17 protein-coding genes are annotated in these 19,432 nt (G+C 71.4%); 7 read left to right on the top strand and 10 right to left on the bottom strand.

Translation table 11 applies throughout. The features are described from left to right. Positions 1 to 4: 4 nt before the first annotated feature. Positions 5 to 862 carry an SDR family NAD(P)-dependent oxidoreductase gene (locus CFP66_RS28585; RefSeq protein WP_094928296.1) on the bottom strand — a complete coding sequence of 286 codons (858 nt, stop codon included), beginning with the start codon at positions 860 to 862 and terminating at the stop codon, positions 5 to 7. Between the two features lie 104 nt (positions 863 to 966). Between CFP66_RS28585 and CFP66_RS28580 the strand changes: the two genes are divergently transcribed. The 3 genes from CFP66_RS28580 (at position 967) to CFP66_RS28570 (ending at position 3,180) form a co-directional block, all read left to right on the top strand. Next, entirely contained in the window at positions 967 to 1,383 is a 417-nt protein-coding gene (locus CFP66_RS28580) for a carboxymuconolactone decarboxylase family protein (protein WP_094928295.1), read from the top strand. A gap of 257 nt (positions 1,384 to 1,640) precedes the next feature. After that, positions 1,641 to 2,660, top strand: a complete 1,020-nt coding sequence (locus tag CFP66_RS28575; RefSeq protein WP_158228248.1) for an alpha/beta fold hydrolase — start codon at positions 1,641 to 1,643, stop codon at positions 2,658 to 2,660. Further along, positions 2,653 to 3,180 carry a type II 3-dehydroquinate dehydratase gene (locus tag CFP66_RS28570; RefSeq protein ID WP_198961719.1) on the top strand — a complete coding sequence of 176 codons (528 nt, stop codon included), beginning with the start codon at positions 2,653 to 2,655 and terminating at the stop codon, positions 3,178 to 3,180. The genes CFP66_RS28575 and CFP66_RS28570 overlap by 8 nt, the downstream gene beginning before the upstream one ends. A 73-nt stretch (positions 3,181 to 3,253) precedes the next feature. Here the strand turns inward: CFP66_RS28570 and CFP66_RS28565 are convergent, their stop codons facing one another. The 4 genes from CFP66_RS28565 to CFP66_RS28545 form a co-directional block, all read right to left on the bottom strand. Next, positions 3,254 to 4,057, bottom strand: a complete 804-nt coding sequence (locus CFP66_RS28565) for a GntR family transcriptional regulator (protein ID WP_094928293.1) — start codon at positions 4,055 to 4,057, stop codon at positions 3,254 to 3,256. Between the two features lie 51 nt (positions 4,058 to 4,108). Next, a complete protein-coding gene (locus CFP66_RS28560; protein WP_233159788.1) occupies positions 4,109 to 5,455 on the bottom strand; it encodes an MFS transporter in 1,347 nt (448 codons plus the stop codon). A gap of 87 nt (positions 5,456 to 5,542) precedes the next feature. Next, positions 5,543 to 6,298 carry an SDR family NAD(P)-dependent oxidoreductase gene (locus CFP66_RS28555; RefSeq protein ID WP_094928292.1) on the bottom strand — a complete coding sequence of 252 codons (756 nt, stop codon included), beginning with the start codon at positions 6,296 to 6,298 and terminating at the stop codon, positions 5,543 to 5,545. Positions 6,299 to 6,633: 335 nt separating this feature from the next. Further along, positions 6,634 to 7,641, bottom strand: a complete 1,008-nt coding sequence (locus CFP66_RS28545) for a GlxA family transcriptional regulator (protein WP_094928290.1) — start codon at positions 7,639 to 7,641, stop codon at positions 6,634 to 6,636. 71 nt (positions 7,642 to 7,712) lie between these two features. Here CFP66_RS28545 and CFP66_RS28540 point away from each other — a divergent pair, with 71 nt between their 5' ends. Beyond that, a complete protein-coding gene (locus CFP66_RS28540) occupies positions 7,713 to 8,477 on the top strand; it encodes an NAD(P)H-dependent oxidoreductase (protein ID WP_094928289.1) in 765 nt (254 codons plus the stop codon). Between the two features lie 28 nt (positions 8,478 to 8,505). Here the strand turns inward: CFP66_RS28540 and CFP66_RS28535 are convergent, their stop codons facing one another. Then, positions 8,506 to 10,029 (bottom strand): AMP-binding protein, encoded by a 1,524-nt coding sequence (locus CFP66_RS28535; RefSeq protein WP_094928288.1) that lies wholly within the window; start codon positions 10,027 to 10,029, stop codon positions 8,506 to 8,508. A 210-nt stretch (positions 10,030 to 10,239) separates the two neighbouring features. Here CFP66_RS28535 and CFP66_RS28530 point away from each other — a divergent pair, with 210 nt between their 5' ends. Next, complete coding sequence (locus tag CFP66_RS28530) at positions 10,240 to 11,538, top strand: FAD-binding oxidoreductase (protein ID WP_094928287.1); 1,299 nt, start codon at positions 10,240 to 10,242, stop codon at positions 11,536 to 11,538. On the opposite strand, the gene CFP66_RS28525 is transcribed toward CFP66_RS28530, so the two are convergent. Then, positions 11,504 to 12,445, bottom strand: coding sequence for a LysR family transcriptional regulator (locus tag CFP66_RS28525; protein ID WP_094928286.1), 942 nt, complete (start codon positions 12,443 to 12,445; stop codon positions 11,504 to 11,506). The genes CFP66_RS28530 and CFP66_RS28525 overlap by 35 nt on opposite strands. Positions 12,446 to 12,518: 73 nt before the next feature. Here CFP66_RS28525 and CFP66_RS28520 point away from each other — a divergent pair, with 73 nt between their 5' ends. Then, the gene (locus CFP66_RS28520; RefSeq protein WP_094928285.1) at positions 12,519 to 13,499 is read left to right on the top strand and encodes a DMT family transporter; all 981 of its coding nucleotides are present in this window, start codon (positions 12,519 to 12,521) and stop codon (positions 13,497 to 13,499) included. Here the strand turns inward: CFP66_RS28520 and CFP66_RS28515 are convergent. After that, entirely contained in the window at positions 13,456 to 14,655 is a 1,200-nt protein-coding gene (locus CFP66_RS28515) for a CdaR family transcriptional regulator (RefSeq protein WP_094928284.1), read from the bottom strand. The two genes, CFP66_RS28520 and CFP66_RS28515, sit on opposite strands and share 44 nt — an antisense overlap. 150 nt (positions 14,656 to 14,805) lie before the next feature. Here CFP66_RS28515 and CFP66_RS28510 point away from each other — a divergent pair, with 150 nt between their 5' ends. Beyond that, a complete protein-coding gene (locus CFP66_RS28510) occupies positions 14,806 to 16,119 on the top strand; it encodes an MFS transporter (RefSeq protein ID WP_094928283.1) in 1,314 nt (437 codons plus the stop codon). A 42-nt stretch (positions 16,120 to 16,161) separates the two neighbouring features. Here the strand turns inward: CFP66_RS28510 and CFP66_RS28505 are convergent, their stop codons facing one another. Together CFP66_RS28505 and CFP66_RS28500 are read right to left on the bottom strand one after the other, a co-directional pair. After that, positions 16,162 to 18,198 (bottom strand): prolyl oligopeptidase family serine peptidase, encoded by a 2,037-nt coding sequence (locus CFP66_RS28505; protein ID WP_094928282.1) that lies wholly within the window; start codon positions 18,196 to 18,198, stop codon positions 16,162 to 16,164. Continuing rightward, positions 18,195 to 19,418 (bottom strand): amidohydrolase family protein, encoded by a 1,224-nt coding sequence (locus CFP66_RS28500; RefSeq protein ID WP_094928281.1) that lies wholly within the window; start codon positions 19,416 to 19,418, stop codon positions 18,195 to 18,197. The genes CFP66_RS28505 and CFP66_RS28500 overlap by 4 nt, the downstream gene beginning before the upstream one ends. Positions 19,419 to 19,432: the final 14 nt, after the last annotated feature.

The following is a 19,432-nucleotide window of genomic DNA, read 5'->3' as shown; positions in this document are numbered from 1 at the left end:
AAGCTCACCGGCGACGTAGCTGCTCCGACGCGTCCCTGGCCGGCATGTCCACCTCGGCGGAGTCCCATCGGCCTGCGCCTCCAGAAGGCCGCACGCTGCTCATCGTGGCGGAGCCCCCGTCCACCGAGACCACCTCTCCATTGACGTAGGACGCGGCGTCGCTGAGCAGGAACGACACGACCTCGGCCACCTCGGATGCGGATCCGGTGCGGCGCATGGGGACGGTTCGGCCGCGCTCGAAGATGTCGCCCCCACCGCCTGCGCGCTGCGCCGCCGCGGTGTGGAGCTCGGTGGGGACGAGGCCCGGAGCTACTCCGTTGGTCCGGATTCCGAGCGGTCCGCCGTACATGGCCGCTGCCCGGATCAGGCCGAGGCCTGCGTGCTTGGACGTCTGGTACGCGATGACGTCAGCGCTCCCCCTGAGGCTGGCGATCGAGGCGGTGACGACGATGGAGCCGGCTGTGTCCTGCCGCGCGTACTGGCGAAACGCCGCCCGGAGGCCGAGGAAGGTCCCGCGGACGTTGACCGACATCACCCGGTCGAAGTCCTCGACCTGCAGGAGCGGGAACGGGTCGAAGCTCCCCATGATCCCGGCGTTGAGGTGGTACTGGTCGATCTGGCCGAAGCGTTCCGCCCCGGCGGCCACCGCCTCGTCCATCGTCGCCTCCTCCGCGATGTCTCCGGACACCGGCAGGACGTCGGTGTGGGCGAGCTCCTCCACGGTCGATTCGAGGCCTCTCGGATCCACGTCGACGAGCACGAGGCGCGAACCGATTGACGCCAGCTTCCTGGCGACGGCCTTCCCGATCCCGCTTCCGGCACCGGTGACCAGCGCGGTTCTCGTGCTGTCCGTGGCGTTCATTCGCCCCCCACTCCCCGTTGCGTTGACTCGACTCGACGATCAGTTACGATACTACGGTATTACCGGGCTGCGAGCGCGGCCTGACCTGGCGAGGAGGGGAACCGATGGCGGACGCGGACGACGCGCAGAGCTACATCGACGACATGGCGCGCAAGCGCGGGTATGTCCTCGACTACCACAAGGTCATGGCCAAGCATGACTTCGAGGTGCTCAAGGCGGCGAACGGCCTGGTCAACGCCGCCTACCTGTCCGAGCGGCTTCTCGACCGGAGGACGAAGGAGCTCATCTTCATTTGCAGCCTGACGGTGCTCAAGGCGCCGAAGGGGCAGATCGAGAGCCACATCCGCGTTGCACTCGATTTGGGCGTAAGTGCGCAGGAGATCCTGGAGGCGATCGAGATCGCTCTCCCCGAGGCGGGGGTCGTCGCCTTCCAGATCGGCTTCGATGCGTGGAAGAACGTCGTCGGGGCGACGGGCCTGGAGCCCACGGTCGTCGTCCACGATGCCGGCGTGACCTCCTGACGCGCATGACATTCCCCGTCGACCTCGGCGAAGCCCTCGCGGCCGACGCCGAACTGGAGGAACTCGCACGCGGCACCACCATCACGTTCGGGCTGCGCGACCGAGGAGGTCCCGCGGTTGCCGTCCGATTCAGCGATGGCGCCGTAGCGGTGCGCGGCGGAGGGGCGAGCGACGACGACGTGGGCTTCGTCCTCGCGCTCGACCCCGACGAGTGGGCGCGTGTGCTCGCTGCCGAGCCCCCGCCCCGATCGCAGCACGTGCTCGCCCTGCTCGAGCCGCGTGGCTCCGGACGGGTCGAGGGAGACGTCGCGTCGTTCGCCCAGCACCTGCACCTGGTTCGTCGGGTGGTCGAGGTGGCTCGGCGCAGCTCGGCGGTTCCTGCGCCTGAGCCGGCGCCACTGGTTGACGTGATCGGACGGTACCTGCGCGTGGAGACGACGTCGTGGGGAACGTGTGACATCCACTGGGAGTCGGCGGGCGAGGGAACGCCGGTGATCCTGCTGGCCACCGCCGGTTCCGACAGCCGGCAGTACCACGGCCTGCTCACCGACGCGCGGCTGACGTCGCAGCACCGCCTGATCGCGTTCGACCTGCCTTGGCACGGGAAGTCCGACCCGCCCCACGGCCGCCGCAACACCGAGTACTCCCTCGACTCGGACAGCTACACCGGGTGCATCCACGCCTTCATCCAGGCGCTCGAACTCGACCAGAGGCCAATCGTCGTGGGTGCGTCGATGGCCGGTGCGGCGGTCGTGGAAATGGCGGCCAGGCACCCGGGCGACATCGCAGGCGCAGTGGGTGCGCAGGTAGGGCCACGCGTGGCGAACCGGCTCACGCCATGGCTGCGCAACACCTCGGTCAATCAGGCGTTGCACGTTCCCGAGTGGACCTTCGGGCTCATGTCGCCACTCTCGACCAAGGAAGAGCGCGACCGAGTCTGGTGGGGGTATTCGCAAGGCGGATTCGGGATCTACGAGCAGGACATCCGCTACTACTCCCATTGCTGGGACATCGACAACGTCCGGCACCTCCTGACCTCCGCATCGCCTCCCGTCGTGTTGATGAACGGGCGCTATGATTACTCCGTTCCCCCTGAGGCGACGCAGGAGCTGGCCGAGCTCATTCCCACGGCGCGCTACCACGAGATGCCCGAGCTGGGGCACTTCCCGCACGCGGAGAACGCCGCTGCGTTCGGGGAGCATCTCCTGTGGGCGCTCGCCGACATCGACGCCCGGCGGCACTCGGTCGCCCCTGGAGAGGAGACACCACGTGCCTGAGTCGTTCCGCAGCGGTGCCCGGCGGCACCGGATCGCCGTGATCGACGGCCCGAACATGACCAACCTCGGCGCCCGCAACAAGCGCGTCTACGGTGCTATCAATTCCATCGACGAGCTGCAGACGTTCTGCCGTGACTTCGGTGAGCGCATCGGGGTGGAGATCGAGGTCTTCGTGTCGAACTACGAGGGGGCAATCCTCGAGTTCATCCACGCCCACGCGGGTACCGTTGACGCCTTCGTCGTCAACCCGGCCGGGCTCACCGAGGTCGGCATCCCGACGAAGCACGCTCTCTCCGAGACGGGACGTCCCGTCGTCGAGGTGCATTTCGCCAACGTCGATGCTCCGCCGACAGCCCCGCGCGGCCTCCCGGTCGGCCCGTGGGACTCGGTGTTCCGGCCGACCGTCACCGGAGTCGTGATGGGTCTTCGTCAGTACAGCTACGCCGGGGCGATCCTCGGGCTCGCCATGGCACTCGACGACCCCACGTTCCTCGGAGCCGAGATCGTGTCGGGCGACTGACCCCGCCGGGCCCGCCGGGACGATCGGATTCGTCCAGGCGGGCCCGGCGGATCAGCGCTCGGGCCGGGCGCACCTACTTGCGTGCTGTATCGACGGACTCGCCGCCGTCATAGGGGTGATCGGCCTGCGCCGGGACTGGGGCGAGCGGGGGAGGAGCGGCGTGGGTGTCGACGAGCACCTCGACGTCCAGCTCGTCGTTCTCGACGTGATCGCGGCCCGCAGAATGTGAAGGATCGTCGAACGCCGCGAGGGCAACCGCCTCGGCGGCTTTCACGTGGAGCACGGATGCGGCGTATGCGGCCTCCGGATCCCGGCGCCTGATCGCGTCCACCACAGCCCCAAGTTCGGCGACCGAGCGGGCATGTCGCCCCGGCGATCCCAGGGTGAGATGACGCAGCTGGCTGATCCGGGCCTGGACATTGTCGAACAGGTCGGCGATCACGCCGTTCCCGGAGGCCTCCGCAAGCCGCTCGTAGAACCTGTTCTTGAGCTCGATCACGGCGGGCAGGGCGAGGTCTCCTCCCGTGGCGATCTCGTCGTGGGTGGCGACGAGCCTCTCGAGCTGCTCCTCCGTCGCCCGCTCCGCGGCGAACTTCGCGGCGGTCGCCTCCAGCGCGGCGCGGGCCTCGTACAGGTCCCGGGCCTCCGACCGGGAGACCGTCGAAACGACGGGCCCGACGTTGGGCTCGATGCGGATCAGCCGTTCGCTCTCCAACTGGCGCAGCGCCTCACGGATCACCGTTCGGCTGACCTCGTACCTCTCGCACAGGTCCTTCTCCTTCAGTCGAGTGCCTGCGCGATAGGTCCCGTCCAGGATGTGGCTCCTGATCGCCTTGACGGCCTGTTCGCGCAGAGGCGCCGCTTGCCTGATGATCACGAGTCCCCCTTGGTCGGGTGAGACAGTATTGTCCCCCGTTCGTCCCGCCGCTCAGGGTGCGGACGAGGTGGTGATCTCGCCGTTGCGCCTGCGCGTCACGGTCTGCACGGACACCGAGATGATCCCGGCGGAGATCAGCAGGCAGGCGAGCACGACGAACGGCACCACGGTGCTCCCGGAGAGATCGGTGAGCCAGCCTGTGACGTAGGGCCCGGCGAAGCCACCGACGTTGCCGATCGTGTTGACCAGGGCAAGGCCCGTGCCGACGGTCGCCGCCGGGAGGATCCGCGCCGGCAGGCTGTACACCAGCGGCATGCTCGAAATGACACCAACCGCGCACAGCGTCACCCCGATCATGATGTACCACGGGTTGTCGATCAGTGCGGCCACGAGGATGCCCGCCGCACCCACGATCGTGCTGACGAGCACGTGCCACCCGATCTCCCCCTTCTTCGCGGCGTGGCGGGGCCACAGGATGAGTGCGGCCGCGGCGAACGCGTAGGGAATAGCAAGGAGGAAGCCGTTCTGCAGTGTGGAGAACGTCGTTCCGAACTGCTCGGCGAACCCACTGATGATCGACGGCGCGAAGAACCCGATCGCATACAGCCCGTAGACGACGCCGAGGTAGGCAAACCCCATGATCCAGACGCGTCCCGACTTCAGGGAGGAAAGGATTCCACCGTGATGCTCGCGGGCCTCTGGTGGTGTGGCGGCGTCGATATCCGCGAGCACGGCTGCCTTCTCGGGCTCGGTGAGCCACGTGGCGTCCTGCGGGCGGTCGGTGAGGTAGAAGAACGCGATCACCCCGAGGACGATCGCGGGCAGGCCGGTGGCCAGCGTCATGAAGCGCCACCCGGTCAGTCCGAAGACTCCTTCGCCTGCGACGATCAACCAGCTTGCCAACGGTCCGGCGAGGACCGACGAGATCGGGATGCCCAGCAGGTACAGCGAGAACGCCTTCGGACGCTCGCTGTTGGAGAACCACATCGTGAGGTAGAGCAGGATCGCGGGGGCGAAACCCGCCTCGGCGACGCCGAGCATGAATCGTGCGAAGAGCAGCCATTCGAAGCTCGGCACGAACGCCGTCAGGCTGGCCACGATGCCCCAGGAGATGGCGATCCGGGCAAGCCACCGCCGGGCGCCGATCCGCTGGGTGATGACGCTGCTCGGCACCTCCAGGATGATGTAGCCGATGAAGAAGATTCCGGACGCAAGGCCGAACGCCGTCGCTGTGAGGGATAGTTCTTCGCTCATCCCGTTGACGTTCGCAATTCCCAGCGCGGTGCGATCCAGGTAGTTTACGAGGTACATGACGAAGATGAACGGCATGAGCCGTGCGCTGACCTTCGCGAGCGCTCGCTTGCGCAGAGCCGTCCGGTCGGCGGCCGACTCCGTCACGGATGTGTTATCCACGTTGACAACTCCTACCCAGGAAGTGGACACCGACGTCCCCGGCGATCAACGGGTTGCGGTGCCGCGACGTGATCAGGTGAAGCGCAGGCCGGCGTCGAGACTCAAGGTCTGCCCGGTCATGTACTTGCTCTCGTCACTCGCCAGGAAGAGGACGGCTCCGACGACGTCGGAAACCTCGCCGCGTCGCTTCAGCGCCTGATCTCGCAGCATCTCGGCCCACTGCTCCTCCGAGATGGTCTCCCGCGGGATCTCAGTGACGATCCCGTGCGGACTCACGGCGTTCACCGTGATGTTCGCGTCGCCGAGCTCAGTGGCAAGTGCGTGGGTCAGTGCCCAGACGGCGCCCTTGGAGGCCACGTAGTGCGAGTAGTTCGCCCGCCCCGTGACGACCACGCTCGACGAGATGTTGATGATCCGCCCGTAGCTGTTCGCCCGCATGATCGGAGCGACGGCCTTGCAGGCGAGGAAGGTTCCCGTGGCGTTCACCGCGAGGACCTTGTTCCACTCGTCGGCGCTGATCTCGGTGAACGGCTTCATCTTCAAGGTCGAGAAGATGGCCGCGTTGTTGACCAAAATGTCGACCGTGCCGAACTCCTGCACCGTGGTGGACACCATGAGCTCCACGGATCTCTCGTCGGAGACGTCCGTCGGGATGGCGATCGCCCGACCGCCGTCGCTCCGGACGGCCTGTGCTGTCGACTCAGCGCTGTCCCCGTTCAAGTCCGCCGCCACCACGCGAGCGCCCTCGGCTGCGAAGGCGCTCGCGTAGGCGCGTCCGATGCCCTGGCCGGCCCCGGTGATGACGGCGACCTTGCCTTCCAGCCTCATCGTGATCCCTCCACTTTCAGTCCGGTCCTGCGACGGGGCCGTCTTGTCTGCACCTTCGCTGGCGTTGCCGGTAACACGATAATACCGTATCAGGCGGCTGCGGAAGGGTGGAGGCTCCGCGGTTTACGGTGCGGCGGGGAGGTCGGTAGCGGTTGGCCATCGCGAGGCGCGACACCGCCACGCAGCTCGACGACGGAGCTGATCCGGGACGGCAGGGGGTCCGCGATGGCGGCGACCGGTGGTTCCAGACGGACATGAGTGAGGTCCTGGACCTCGTCCGGACCTCAGGTGTGGTGAACGCGGCGGAAGAGGCGGTGGGAAGCCTGGAGTGACGATCAGACCTGCGGGAGGTCGCTCGTCCGGTCGCGGCCACGGAACGTGGCGCGGTAGGCGCTGGGGGAGACACCGAGCTCGGCCTGGAGGTGCAAGCGCATCGAGCCCGCGGTGCCGAAGCCCGCGGCGACGGCGACCTGGTCGATGGGTAGGTCCGTGCGCTCCAGGAGGGTGCAGGCCCGCTCGATGCGCTGCTGGGTGAGCCACCGTCCCGGCGAGGTGCCGATCTCCTCGCGGAAGCGGCGGGTGAACGTCCGCGTGCTCGCCGATTCCTGGGACGCCAGCTCCCGCAGCGTGACGGGACGGTGCAGGTTCTCGAGCGCCCACCCGCGCGCCCGGCTCGTCGAGGAGATCTTCGGGGCCGGCACCGGCCGCTTCACGTACTGCGCCTGCCCGCCCGCGCGGTGCGGCGGTACGACGGACCCGCGGGCCACCTCGTTGGCCACCGCCGCGCCGTGGTCGGTGCGGATCATGTGCAGGCACAGGTCGATGCCCGACGCCGCGCCGGCGGAGGTGAGGACGCCGTCGTCGTCGGTGTAGAGGACGTCGAGGTCGAACAGGACGTCGGGGAACCGCTCCTGGAAACGGGCGGACGAACGCCAGTGCGTGGTGGCCCGTCGCCCGTCGAGCAGGCCCGCAGCGGCCAGCAAGAAGGACCCGGTGCAGATGGAGGCGATCCGCGTGCCGGGCCGGATCCGCGCGAGCGCGGCGGCGAGCGCGGGTTCGAGCGGTTCGTCCCGCGCCTCGAAGTCGATCTCGGATGCCGGGACGATCACGGTGTCGGCCTCGGCCAGCGTCTCGGGGCCGTGGGCGACGGTGACGGGGAAGTCGGCGTCGGTGCGCACCTCTCCGGGCTCCGGGGTGCAGGTCACGACCTCGTAGAGGGCGGCCCCCGCGGAGGAGCGCGCCTGGCCGAAGATCCGGTGGACGATGCTGAGCTCGAACGAGAGCACCCCGTGGCGGACGAGGACCGCCACCCGGTGACGCTCGTCGCCGTCGGAAGCGGCCATGGCCCGATCTTAGTGGATGTTGGCCATCAAGCCGGTCGTCGTGCCGGTGCTGCCCGCTCATGATCGATCCCATGGACGTTCTCTGGATCCTCGCCCACCCCGAACCCCGCTCGCTCAACGGCCACCTCGCCACGGAGGGGCAGCGCGCGCTGCGCGCCGGAGGTCACCGGGTCGAGGAGTCGAACCTGTACGCGATGAACTGGAACCCCGTCGTCGACACGGCCGGCTACGCCCACCCCTCGGCGGAGCGGTTCCAGGTCGCCGCCGCGGCGAAGCGGGCCCACGAGAGCGGTGCGGTGAGCGCCGACATCCGGGCCGAGCAGGAGAAGATCGAGCGGGCGGACACGATCGTCATCCAGTTCCCGATGTGGTGGTTCGGGATGCCCGCGATCCTCAAGGGTTGGTTCGACCGGGTCTGGCACCAGGGATTCGCGTACGGGCTGCGCGGCCCGAACGGCGAGTGGATCGGCTACGGGGACGGGTTCCTCGCGGGCAAGCGTGCGATGGCGGTCGTGACCATGGGCGGGCCTGGGTGGCTCTTCGGCGAGCGGGGCATCCACGGGGCCGTCGACGATCTGCTGTTCCCGTTGCAGCACGGCACCCTGTTCTACGCGGGCGCAGAGGTGTTGCCCCCGGTCCTGGTCTCCGGTGCCGACAGGTTCACGCCCGAGGAAGGCGAGGCAGCGGCCGAGCAGCTGCGCGGGCGCCTGCTCGCCATCCCTACGACCGAGCCCATCGCGTTCCGGACGCAGAACGGCGGTGACTACGGCCAGGACCTCGTGCTGCGACCGGACATCGCGCCGGGCCTCGCCGGACTGCGCGCGCACGTCGCTTGACGGCGGCAGGACGCCCCGCGCCGGCCGTCTACCGCTGCCGCAGCAGATAGCGTTGGATCTTGCCGCTAGGGGTCTTCGGCAGGGCGTCGACGAAGTGGACGGTGCGCGGGTAGGCGTGCTTGGAGTAGGTGTCGCGCACGAGGTCCTGCAGCTCGCGGGCCAGCGCGGCGTTCCCACCGCCGTCCGCCACCACGAACGCCTCCACCACCTCGCCCCGGATCCCCTCCGGATCCGGCCGTCCGACCACGGCGACGTCGACCACGGCCGGGTGGGTGATGAGCACGCTCTCGACGTCGAACGGGCCGATGCGGTAGCCCGCGGCGAGGATGACGTCGTCGTCGCGGGCGGTGAAGTAGAAACGACCCTCGGCGTCCACCCGGCCGGTGTCGGCGGTGAAGTACCAGCCGCCGTCCGGGGAGAACCGCTCGGCGGTCCTCTCCGGCGCCTGGTCGTAGCCGGTGAACCAGAGCAGCGGGCTGTCGGTGGCCACGGCGATCTGGCCGTCGACGACCGCGGTGGTGAACCCGGGCAGCGGGCGCCCCATCGAGCCGTCCGCGATCTCCTCGACGACGTCGGGGTGCCAGTGGTTGCCGATCACCATGCCCAGCTCGGTCTGCCCGTAGTGGTCGCGGACCGGCGTGCCCAGCGCGGTGCGACCCCACGCGACCACGTCGGGCGGGAGCGGCTCCCCGGCGGCCGACGCCCGGCGCAGCGCCAGGCCGGAGACCCCGGCGTGGCCCATCGCCCGGTACATCGTCGGTGCCCCCGCGAAGTTCGTGACGCCGAACCGGCGCACGACCTCGGCGGTGGTCTCCGGTGCGAAACCGGCGTCGACGAGCAGGCCGGCGCGCCCGGCGGCCAGCGGGGCGATCACGGCGTAGTACAGCCCGTAGGCCCAGCCGGGGTCGGCGGCGTTCCAGTACACGTCCTCGGATCCGACGTCGAGGCCGTAGTGCAGGTAGCAGTGGAACGCGGCGAGGGCCCGGACCGGCACGGGGACGCCCTTGGGTGTCCCGGTGGTGCCGCTGGTGTAGAGCTGCACGAACGTGCCGTCGCCGCCCACCGGGACGGACCCGGCGGCCGGCTCACCGGCCAGCAGTGCGTCGAACCCGGGGCCGGTCTCCAGCACGGTGATCCCGGCGATCGGATCCACCTTGGACCGCTGCCCGGGCTCGGTGACCACGAGCTTCGCGCCGGAGCTCTCGACCCGCATCCGCACCGCGCCGGTCGCGAACGCGGTGAAGAGCGGCACGTGCACGGCGCCGAGCCGCCAGATCGCCAGCAGGGTGAGCACGAGCTCGGGCCGTTTGCCCATCAGCACCGGCACCCGGTCGCCCCGCTCGACCCCGAGCGCCGCCAGCCCACCGGCGAGCCGGCGGCTCCGGTCGGCCAGTTCTCCGTAGGTCATCGAGGTCGCGGTGAGGTCCGGCGCGACGAAGGTGAAGGCGACGGCGTCGGGAGCGTGGCCGTCGCAGAGCAGGCCCGCCACGTCGGCGTCCTCTGCTCCGTACCGCGCCAGCCACTGAGCCACCGTCTCGTCGGTTCCGGGCATCGGCCCCTCCTTCTCCCCGCAGCGGACCGAGCGCGCAATCCCCCGGTGGAGACACTGTGCCGGTGATCGGCGCCGGCGACCACCCTCCGTCGAGGGAGGACGGGGGCATGGACGTCGGCTCGGTCCCGGCGACATCTGTCGTGTCGCCGGCTCCCGGTCTTTGTCGCCGGACGCATGTCACCGGCGCGTCGACCGCACAGACTCGACGGCATGAGCGCGGATGTCGTCGTCGTCGGTGCGGGTGTGATCGGGTCCTCGATCGCGCGCGAGCTCGTCAGGTCCGGTCGCCACGTGGTCGTCGTCGACAAGGCGGGCGGCGTGGGGCACGGCTCCACGAGCGCGTCGAGCGCGGTCGTCCGGTTCAACTTCTCCACCCACGCCGGCGTGGCGACGGCGTGGGAGTCGCAGTTCTGCTGGCGGAACTGGGCCGAGCACCTGGAGTGCGACGTCGGTGCGCTCGCCCGGTTCGAGCGCAGCGGCCTGGCCATGCTCGACGTCGACCTCGCGCCGCGCGCCGGTTACGTGCGGCTGTTCGACGAGGTGGGTGTGCTCTACGAGGAGTGGGACGGGCCGACCCTGCGCGCGCGGGTCCCGGGCATCGACACCGGCCGGTACTGGCCGCCCAAGCGCATCGACGACGAGAAGTTCTGGGCACCCGCCGTCGACGAGCTGGGTGCGGTCTTCACCCCCGACGCCGGGTACGTCACCGACCCGCAGCTCGCGGCCCAGAACCTGGCCACGGCGGCGGCGCGCGGCGGTGCGGAGTTCCGCCTCCGGCGCGCCGTGGTCGGGGTCGACACCCGCGGCGACCGGGTGACCGGCGTCCGGCTCGACGACGGCAGCGTGGTCGCGTGCGGTGCGGTCGTCAACGCGGCCGGCCCGTGGTCGGCGGCGCTGAACGCGCTCGCCGGCGTCGGGTCGGACTTCACCGTCGGCCTCCGACCGCTGCGCCAGGAGGTGGCGCACGTCGGCGCCCCGCCCGGCTACGCCCCGGCCGGCGCGCCCGGCATCAGCATCGCCGACATGGACCTGGGCACCTACCTGCGCGGCGAGGCGGGCGGCGGTCTGCTGGTCGGGGGCACCGAACCCGAGTGCGACCCGCTGGAGTGGCTCGACGATCCCGACGACGCGCGCCCGACCCCGACCGCGGCCGTCTTCGAAGCGCAGGTCACGCGCGCCGCCCGGCGGCTCACCGGCCTGACCGTGCCGCACCGGCCGCGCGGCGTCGTGGGCGTCTACGACGTCGCCGACGACTGGACGCCGATCTACGACCGCACCGGGCTCGACGGCTTCTACGTCGCGGTCGGCACGAGCGGCAACCAGTTCAAGAACGCGCCGCTGGTGGGGAAGTTCCTGGCCGCGATCGTCGCGCAGGTCGAGGACGGGCGCGACCACGACGCCGATCCCGTGCAGTACGTGGCCGAGCACACGGGGCAGACGATCGACCTCGGCGCCTTCTCCCGCCGCCGCCCGGTCAACGCCGGGAGCTCCGGGACGGTTCTGGGGTAGCGGCACGGCTGTTCCCTTCGCCGAGGACGACCTCGAACAACGCGTCGACCATCGCCGAGGGGGCCGGGGGCAGGTCGCCCTGCCGGGTCGCCACCCCGATCGTCCGGGTCAGGGCCGGGGCGACGGGCACGAGCTCGACGCCGGGGAAGGACTCGACGGCGTCCCGTGGCACGAGCGTGACGGCGAGGCCGGCTGCCACCAGCGTCATCTGGGTCAGGAAGTCGTCGACCACGTAGCGGACGTCGGGCTCGATCCCGTGCCGGCGCATCGTCTGGATCTGGGCGTCGTGGTTGTCGGTCCCGGGGCGACAGGCCGTCCAGACCTCACCGTCGATGCGGGTCAGCGGCACCGGGTCCGGGCCGGCGAGGTGGTGCCCGGGCTGTACCGCGAGGGCCACCTCGTGCGTGACCAACGGCCGTACCGTGATCTTCGGGGGCAGTCGTGCGGGCATGGTCGACCAGCTCTCGACCAGGACCACGTCGAGGTCCCGCGTCTCCAGTTTCGGGATGAGATCGACCGCCTCCCCGGTCCACGCGCTGGGCACCAGGCGGGGGTGCCGCCGGGCGAGCAGCCGCAGAGCCGGCCCCACCAGCGGACCGACGCTGCTGTTGAGCGCTCCGATCCTGAGCGGACCGACGGCCTGGCCTCGCAGGGTGGCGACCTCGGCCTCGGCCGTCGCGATCGTGCGATCCACGGCTCGGGCCGCCTGCGCGGCGATGTGCCCGGCCGGTGTGAGGCGGATCCCCCGCCCCTCCCGCACGACCAGCGCGCAGCCGGCCTCCCGTTCGAGCTTCTTGATCTGCTGGCTCACAGCCGGGCTGGTGACGTGGAGAGCCGCCGCCGCGGCGGCGATGGAGCCGTGGTCGGCCACGGCCGCGAACACGCGGAGGCGATCCCACCCGAACACCCAAGCAAAACTACGGATTGAGCAGCAGAAATAGCAACTGGTGCTGAAGTATTGACCGTGTCACCGTGAGGTCGTGAGCCTTGCGCAGCGCCGGTCCGACGCCACCGCGACCTCGGCGTTCGTCGCGGTCGGGCTCGGAGCGGCGTCGATGTCCGCCTCGTCGGTGTTGATCTCGCTTGCCGGGGTCGACTCGGCCACCGCGGCGTTCTACCGGTGCTTCCTCGCGGCCGTCGTGCTGATCCCCCTCGTCCTGGCGGAGATCCGCCGTCACGGCCGGCTCCCCGCCGGGCTGACGGGCACGGCCCTGGTCGCGGGGGTGTTCCTGGGCGTCGACTTCCTCATGTGGAACGTCAGCATCGGTGACATCGGGGCCGGCATCGCCACCGTCGTCGTCAACCTTCAGATCGTCCTGTTCCCCGTCCTCGTTGGGCTGGTGAGCCGCACCCGCATCAGCAGGTACTTCCTGCTCGCACTGCCGGTGCTGACGGTCGGGGTCGCTCTCGCCGGTGGCGCGCTGGGCGGCGGTGCCGGCGGCCCGGGTGGTGACCCGGTCCGGGGAACCGTGCTCTGCGCGCTCGCGGCGGTCGCCTACACGGGATACCTGTTCCTCAACCGCCGCTCCGGCCGGCACTCACCGGCACACCTCGCGACGCCGGTGTTCCTCAGCACCACCGCGGCCGCAGCGACCGCCGGCGTCGCGGGGGTGGCGACGACCGGGATCGCCGTCGACCTCCCGGCGATCACCTGGCTGTGGCTGGCGTTGCTCGCCGTGTTCGGGCAGGTGGTCAGCTGGCTCCTGGTGGCGCGCGGACTGCCGCGCATCGAACCCGCGTGGGCGTCGACGCTCCTGCTGCTGCAGCCGGTCGGGGCGGTCGTCCTCGCCGCCGCCGTCCTCGGCCAGGTGCCCACGGCCACCCAGCTCGGCGGTTGCGCCCTCATCCTCCTGACGATCTGGCTCCTGGCCGTCGGTCCCGGACGACGTGGGCCCGGCTCGGCGGCGTGGGGCCGGCTCAGGACCGGGTCCGGTAGGCCGCGACGAGCGCCCGCAGCTTGAGGCCCAGGTGCAGGGTGAGCCGGTCGTCGCCGCGGTCGAGGCGGCAGCCCGTGTGCTCCTCGATGCGCTTGAGCCGGTGGTAGAGCGTGGCGCGGTGCACGCAGAGCTGGTCGGCGGTGCGGCGGACGTCGCCTGCGTTGTCGAAGAACGCCTCGAGGCTCGCCATGAGCACGCCGTGGGGGTCGTGGCGTTCCAGCGCGGCCAGTGCGGGCACCTCGGCCGCCGGGACGAGGTGCTCGACGGGCAGCATGAGCAGGACCTCGTAGGGCCCCAGCGAGCCCCAGCGGGCGACGTCACCGAGCGTCGGCACCAGCAGCGCGGCGCGGGCGGCGAGCACCGCCTGGCGGTAGGACTCCACGACGAGGTCGAGACCGCCGACGGCGGTGCCGACACCGATGACGATCCGGGCGTCGCTGCGGGTGAGGGAGCGGAAGCGGGCGACGATCCGGCTGGTCACGGCGTCGATCGGCCGTGCGCTGCGCTCGGCGAGCAGCACCCACGCCCGGGTGCGGTTCGCCGCCATGAGGTGCACGTCGTCGGTGGCGCGCAGTCCCTCCTCCACCGCGGACTCGAGCGCGGCGGACGCGGCCGGGTCGTCGCCGTGCGGCTGCACCGCCAGCACCCGGAAGCGCAGGTGCCGGTCGGGGAACAGCTGCTCGGCCCGCAGGTCGTCGATGGCCTGTACCCGGGCGGAGTGGTCGGACGAGACCAGCTCCCGCAGGATCGCCTCGTGCCGCGCCTTGGACCGCTCGTGCAGGACCAACCGCCGGTAGAGCACGACGCCTGCTCGCGCGGCCGCGTCCTCCGCGAGGTCGATCTCGGCGGGCCCGAGCGACCGTTCGGTGTCGATGAGCCACAGGTAGCCCAGCAGGAGGGCGTTGCACCGGACCGGCGCGCACAGCCGGGGTAGGGCGTCGTCCACCGCGACCACCACGTTGCCCGGACGGGTCCACTGCGCGATCCCCTGCGCGAGGATGTCGTCGACGAGCCCGGAGTCGACGGACCGGTTCAGCACCGACGTCACCCGAACCGGGTCCTCGTCGCCGAAGTGCCGGCTCGCGGCCAGCAAGCGGATCCCCGGGTCGTCGATCGCGACCGACCGCTGCAACCGCTCGGCCAGCTCGTCGACGATGCCCTGCAGATCGTCCTCCGGCATTCCGGTGCCTCCGTCCGTCGTGGTGATCGTCGCAGCCGGGCAGCCGTTTGACACCTGTCGCGGCGTCCGGGCCGGATCGGTGACATCCGCCGCTCCTCCCGAGGCGCGTGCGCCGCGATGCTTCCTCCATCCCCGAACAGGAGGTCTGCGATGACGGAGACGGTGTCCAAGGACCGGGAGGCGCGCAGGCGGTCGCCGGCGCGGATCGTGCTCGCCGGTGCGGCGGGCAACTTCGTGGAGTGGTTCGACTTCACGCTGTACGGGTTCTCGGCGGTCGTGATCGCGGCGACGTTCTTCCCGGCGGACCAGGCCTCCGCCGCGTTGCTGGGGACGTTCGCGATCTACGGTGTCGCGTTCGTCGCCCGCCCGCTCGGCGCGGTGGTGTTCGGCCGGATCGGCGACCGGCTGGGCCGGCGCGCCGCGCTCAGCGCGTCGGTGCTGCTCATGGGCGGGGCGACGGCAGCGATCGGCCTGCTGCCCGGTTGGGCCACCATCGGCGTCGCCGCGCCGGTCCTGCTGCTGGTGTGCCGGCTGCTGCAGGGCTTGTCCGCGGGCGGTGAGTACACCGGCGCGATCACGTTCAGTGCCGAGCACGCGCCGTCCGGCCGCCGGATGCTGTGGATGGGGTTCATCGGCAGCTCGACGATGCTCGGCGTCACGGGCGCGACCCTGACGGTCGTGCTCTTCCAGGCCCTGGCCGGTGACGCGTTCGCCGCGGGTGGGTGGCGCTGGACGTTCATCGTCGCCGGCTTGCTGTCGCTGGTCGCGCTGCTGCTGCGGCTCGGCGTGGGCGAGACGCCGGTGTTCACCGAGATGGCCGAGGAAGGGACGAAGCCGGGCCGTTCGTTCGGGTACCTGCTGCGTACCTACTGGCGGTCGCTGCTGGTGCTGCTGTGCTACTTCGGGGTCACCGGCGTGGTCACCCACATGTTCCTCGGCTACATGCCCACCTACCTGGGTCAGGCGGCCGGTGTCTCCTCGTCCACGGCGCTGACGATCATCACCGTGCTGACGCTGTTCGCCGCGGTCGCCGGGCCGGTGTTCGGGGTACTGGGGGACCGGATCGGCCGGCGGCCGCTGGTGCGGGCGGGTGCCCTCGGGGCCGTGGTGCTGACCGTGCCGGCCTACCTGCTGATCGGCAGCCGCAGCATGCCTGCCATCGTCGTTGCGATGTTCGCGCTGCTGCTGGTCGTGAGCCTGCTCGGCGCGGGAGCCATGGCGGTGCTGGAGATGCTGCCGGCCGACGTGCGGTTCAGCGGGGTGGCACTGCCCTACAACGTGGCCTACGCCCTGTTCGCGGGCACCGCGCCGCTGGTGAGTCAGCTGCTCGTGGACACGAGTGGGAGCCTGCTCGCCCCCGCCTTCTACGCCACCGCGCTGGCGCTGCTGGGGCTGCCGGTGATCCTGCGCGGCATCCCGGAGACCCGCGGGATCGATCTGCGCACCGGGGTCGTGACGTCGTGAGGTGGGAGGCACCGGCGGACGCGGGCCGGTGCCTCCCCGCGGTCAGGGCCGCATCCCGAGCACCTTCAAGGCGAACGCCAACCACTCGGTGTTCTCCGTGAGCGCGACCTCCTTGTCGGTCGCCCAGCCGTGGCCGACGTTGCGCCAGATCCGCAGCAGGACCGGCGCGGGCCCGGCCTGGGCGGCCTGCAGCCGGGCCGCGAACTTGCGGGCGTGCCAGGGCGGGCAGCGCGGGTCGGTGTCGCCGGAGTCGAGGAACACCGCGGGGTAGGCCACCCCGTCCTCGGCCAGGTGGTACGGCGAGAAGCCCGCCATCCGCCGCACCTCGGCGGGATCGTCGGGGTCGCCGAACTCCAGCCGCACCACCCAGTTGCCGTACCCGTCGCGGCAGGCGCCGATCACGTCGAGCAGCGGCACCCGCGGGATCGCCGCCGCCCACAGGTCCGGACGCTGGGTGGCCGCGACCCCGGCCATCAGCCCACCGTTGGACCCGCCGGTGACGGCCAACCGGTCCGGCGCGGTGACGCCGTCGGCGATCAGGGTCTCCGCGATCGCGTACAGGTCGGCGTAGCCGTTCTGCTTGTTCGCCAGCCGCCCGCCCTCCCACCACGCGCGGCCGAACTCCGCGCCCCCACGCAGGTGGCCGTGCACGAACACCCCGCCCGCGGCCACGAACGCGGCCATCACGCCGGGGAACGACGGCACCCACGGCGCGTTGAAGCCGCCGTAGGCGTAGATCATCGCCGGCTGCGGTCGGTCGAGCGGCACGTCGGTGCGGTGCACGAGGTGGTACGGGACCCGGGTGCCGTCGGCGGAGGTGGCCCAGCGGTCCTCGACCACGGCGTCGTCGATCACCACGGCGGGCTCGGTCAGCACCTCCAGCTCGGGGGCGCCCGGCCGGTGCCGGTAGGTACCGGCCGACGAGGTGAGGGTGGAGAAGGCGAACAGGAACTCGTCGGACGGCCGCGCCGCCCCGAGGTTCATCATCGGGAACGGCAGCTCGACGAGCGCGCCCCGGCCGGGCAGCGGCACCTCGCCGAGTGCGTTCCCCCCGGCGTCGACGATGCGGACGCGCGCGTAGGTGTCGACGAACTCGGCGAGGTAGAGCACGTCGCCGACCGGGGTCACCGAACGCAGCACGGCGTCGGACTCGGCGACCAGTTCCTCCCAGGTGCCCGGGTCGGCGAGCGGGATCCGCACCAGCCGGCCGCGGGGCGCGCCGACGTCGGTGACGGCGACCCACGCGTCGCCCAGCAGGTGCCCGGCGACCGAGCCCTCGACGTCGGTGAGGAACGGGTGCCACACCAGCGCGGCCGGGTCGTCCAGCCGCGCGACCGCGACGGGGACCGGGTCCATCATCCGCTGCACGGCCACCGCGTGCCGTCCGTCGCGCGACACCACGACCATCCGGTAGTCCGACCCCGGCAGCCACGGCACGTCGACCTGGGTCGTCGTCCCGTTCCGGTGCAGCCACACCCGCTGCGACAGGTCGACCGCCCGGCCGTCGATACCGGCGAAGAAGAACCCGGTGGAGTCGGGCAGCCAGTGCGCGCCGCCGGTCCAGTTGTCCATCAGCGTCTGCGCCGGGGCCCCGGGCAACGCCGTTCCGGTGGCGACGTCGACGAGCCGGACCGTGTTCTGCTCGCTGCCGTCGGTGCAGACCCCGACCGCGAGGACGCGCCCGTCCGGGGACGGCGAGATCCACGAGACGAACGGCGGACGCGCCGGGTCCTCCTGCACCGGGTCGAACAGCACGCGGCCCTCGCCGGCCGGCTCGTCGGCCACCACCACGGACGGCTGCGTGCGCCCCTCCGGCACCGTGGTGCGGAACCAGCGTCCGCCGGCGGCGCGGGGGAGCGGCTCGAACCGGGCCGTCTGGAAGCGGGACACCGAATCGCGCAGCCGATCGAAGTGCGGCCAGTCCCGCACCCACGCCGCGGCGGCCTCGCCCTGCTCGTCCTGCCAGCGCTGCACCTCCTCCCCGTCGCCCTCGAGCCAGCGGTACGGGTCGGGGAACGCGACACCGGCCAGCACGTCGACGTCGGCGCCGACGCGGGTGGTCGCAGCGGTGCGCGTCACCGCGAGTCCTTCACGACCGCACCGTTCTGCACGACGAGCGCGACGGCGGCGCGGTCGGCGAAGATCTTCGGGTCGTCGAGCGGGTTGCCCCGGAACGCGACCAGGTCGGCGCGCTTGCCGACCTCGACGGTGCCGACGTCGGCGCCGATTCCGAGGATGTCGGCGTTGACCCTCGTGGCGGAGACCAGCGCGGCCATCGGGTCCTCGATCTCCGAGCGCAGCAGCAGCTCGCGGCCGCGGCCGTCCTGCTTCGGACCGATCAGGTCGGAGCCGGAGCCGACCCGCACGCCCGCCGCCCGGGAGGCGTGGATGGCGTCGATCTGGCCTTGCAGCGCGACGCCCACGCGGTCGGCGATGCTCGCGGGCAACCCGGCCTCGCTCGCGTCGTCGAGCAGGGCGTGCACCACCGCGAGGGTGGGCACGTGCGCGACGTCGTGCTCGGCCATGAGCGCGGCGGTCTCCTCGTCGATCTGGGAGCCGTGCTCCACGCAGCGGACGCCGGCGGTGACGGCGTTGCGGATGCCGGCGTTGTTGTGCGCGTGCACCGTCACGTACGTGCCCCGCGCGGTCGCCTCCGCCACCGCTGCCGCGATCTCGGCGACGTCGAACTGGGTGTCGGTGAGCTTGTCGTGCCGCGACACGACACCGCCCGTGACGCAGAGCTTGAGGAAGTCGGCGCCGCGGCGGAGCGCCTCCCGGGCGTTGCGCCGCATCTCGTCGGGGCCGTCGCAGAGCATGGACATCGAGCGCAGTCCGGGGATGTGGTGGTCGGTCCAGTCGGCGGTCGGCTCCCACTCCGAGGCCATGTGGCCGTGCCCGCCGGTCTGGCAGAGCACCGGCCCGCACTGCAGGATGCGCGGCCCGGGCACCTTGCCCTTGGCGACGACGCCGGCCAGGCCGCCGTCGATGCCGCCGGTGTCGCGCACGGTGGTGAAGCCGGCGTCGAGGGTCTGTCGGCAGTTCTCGAACATGTCCGCCGCCAGTTCCGCGACCGACAGCCCGCGCGTCAGGCTGGCCTCGATCGGGCTGGAGAGCCCGAAGTGGACGTGGGCGTCGATGAGGCCCGGCGTGAGCGTCAGGCCGGAGCAGTCGAGCACGTCCGCGCCGGCCGGCGGGGTGCCGCCCAGCGCCGCGATCCGGCCGCCCTCGACCAGCACGGTCTGCTCGGGCAGCGGGTCGCTCCCCGTGCCGTCGACGACGGTGGTACCGGTCAACCACATTGTTGTCCCCTTTT

Source organism: Pseudonocardia sp. MH-G8, assembly GCF_002262885.1.
Taxonomy (GTDB): Bacteria; Actinomycetota; Actinomycetes; order Mycobacteriales; family Pseudonocardiaceae; genus Pseudonocardia.
Note: the sequence above shows the minus strand (reverse complement) of the source record. Positions and strands in the feature narration are given on the sequence as shown.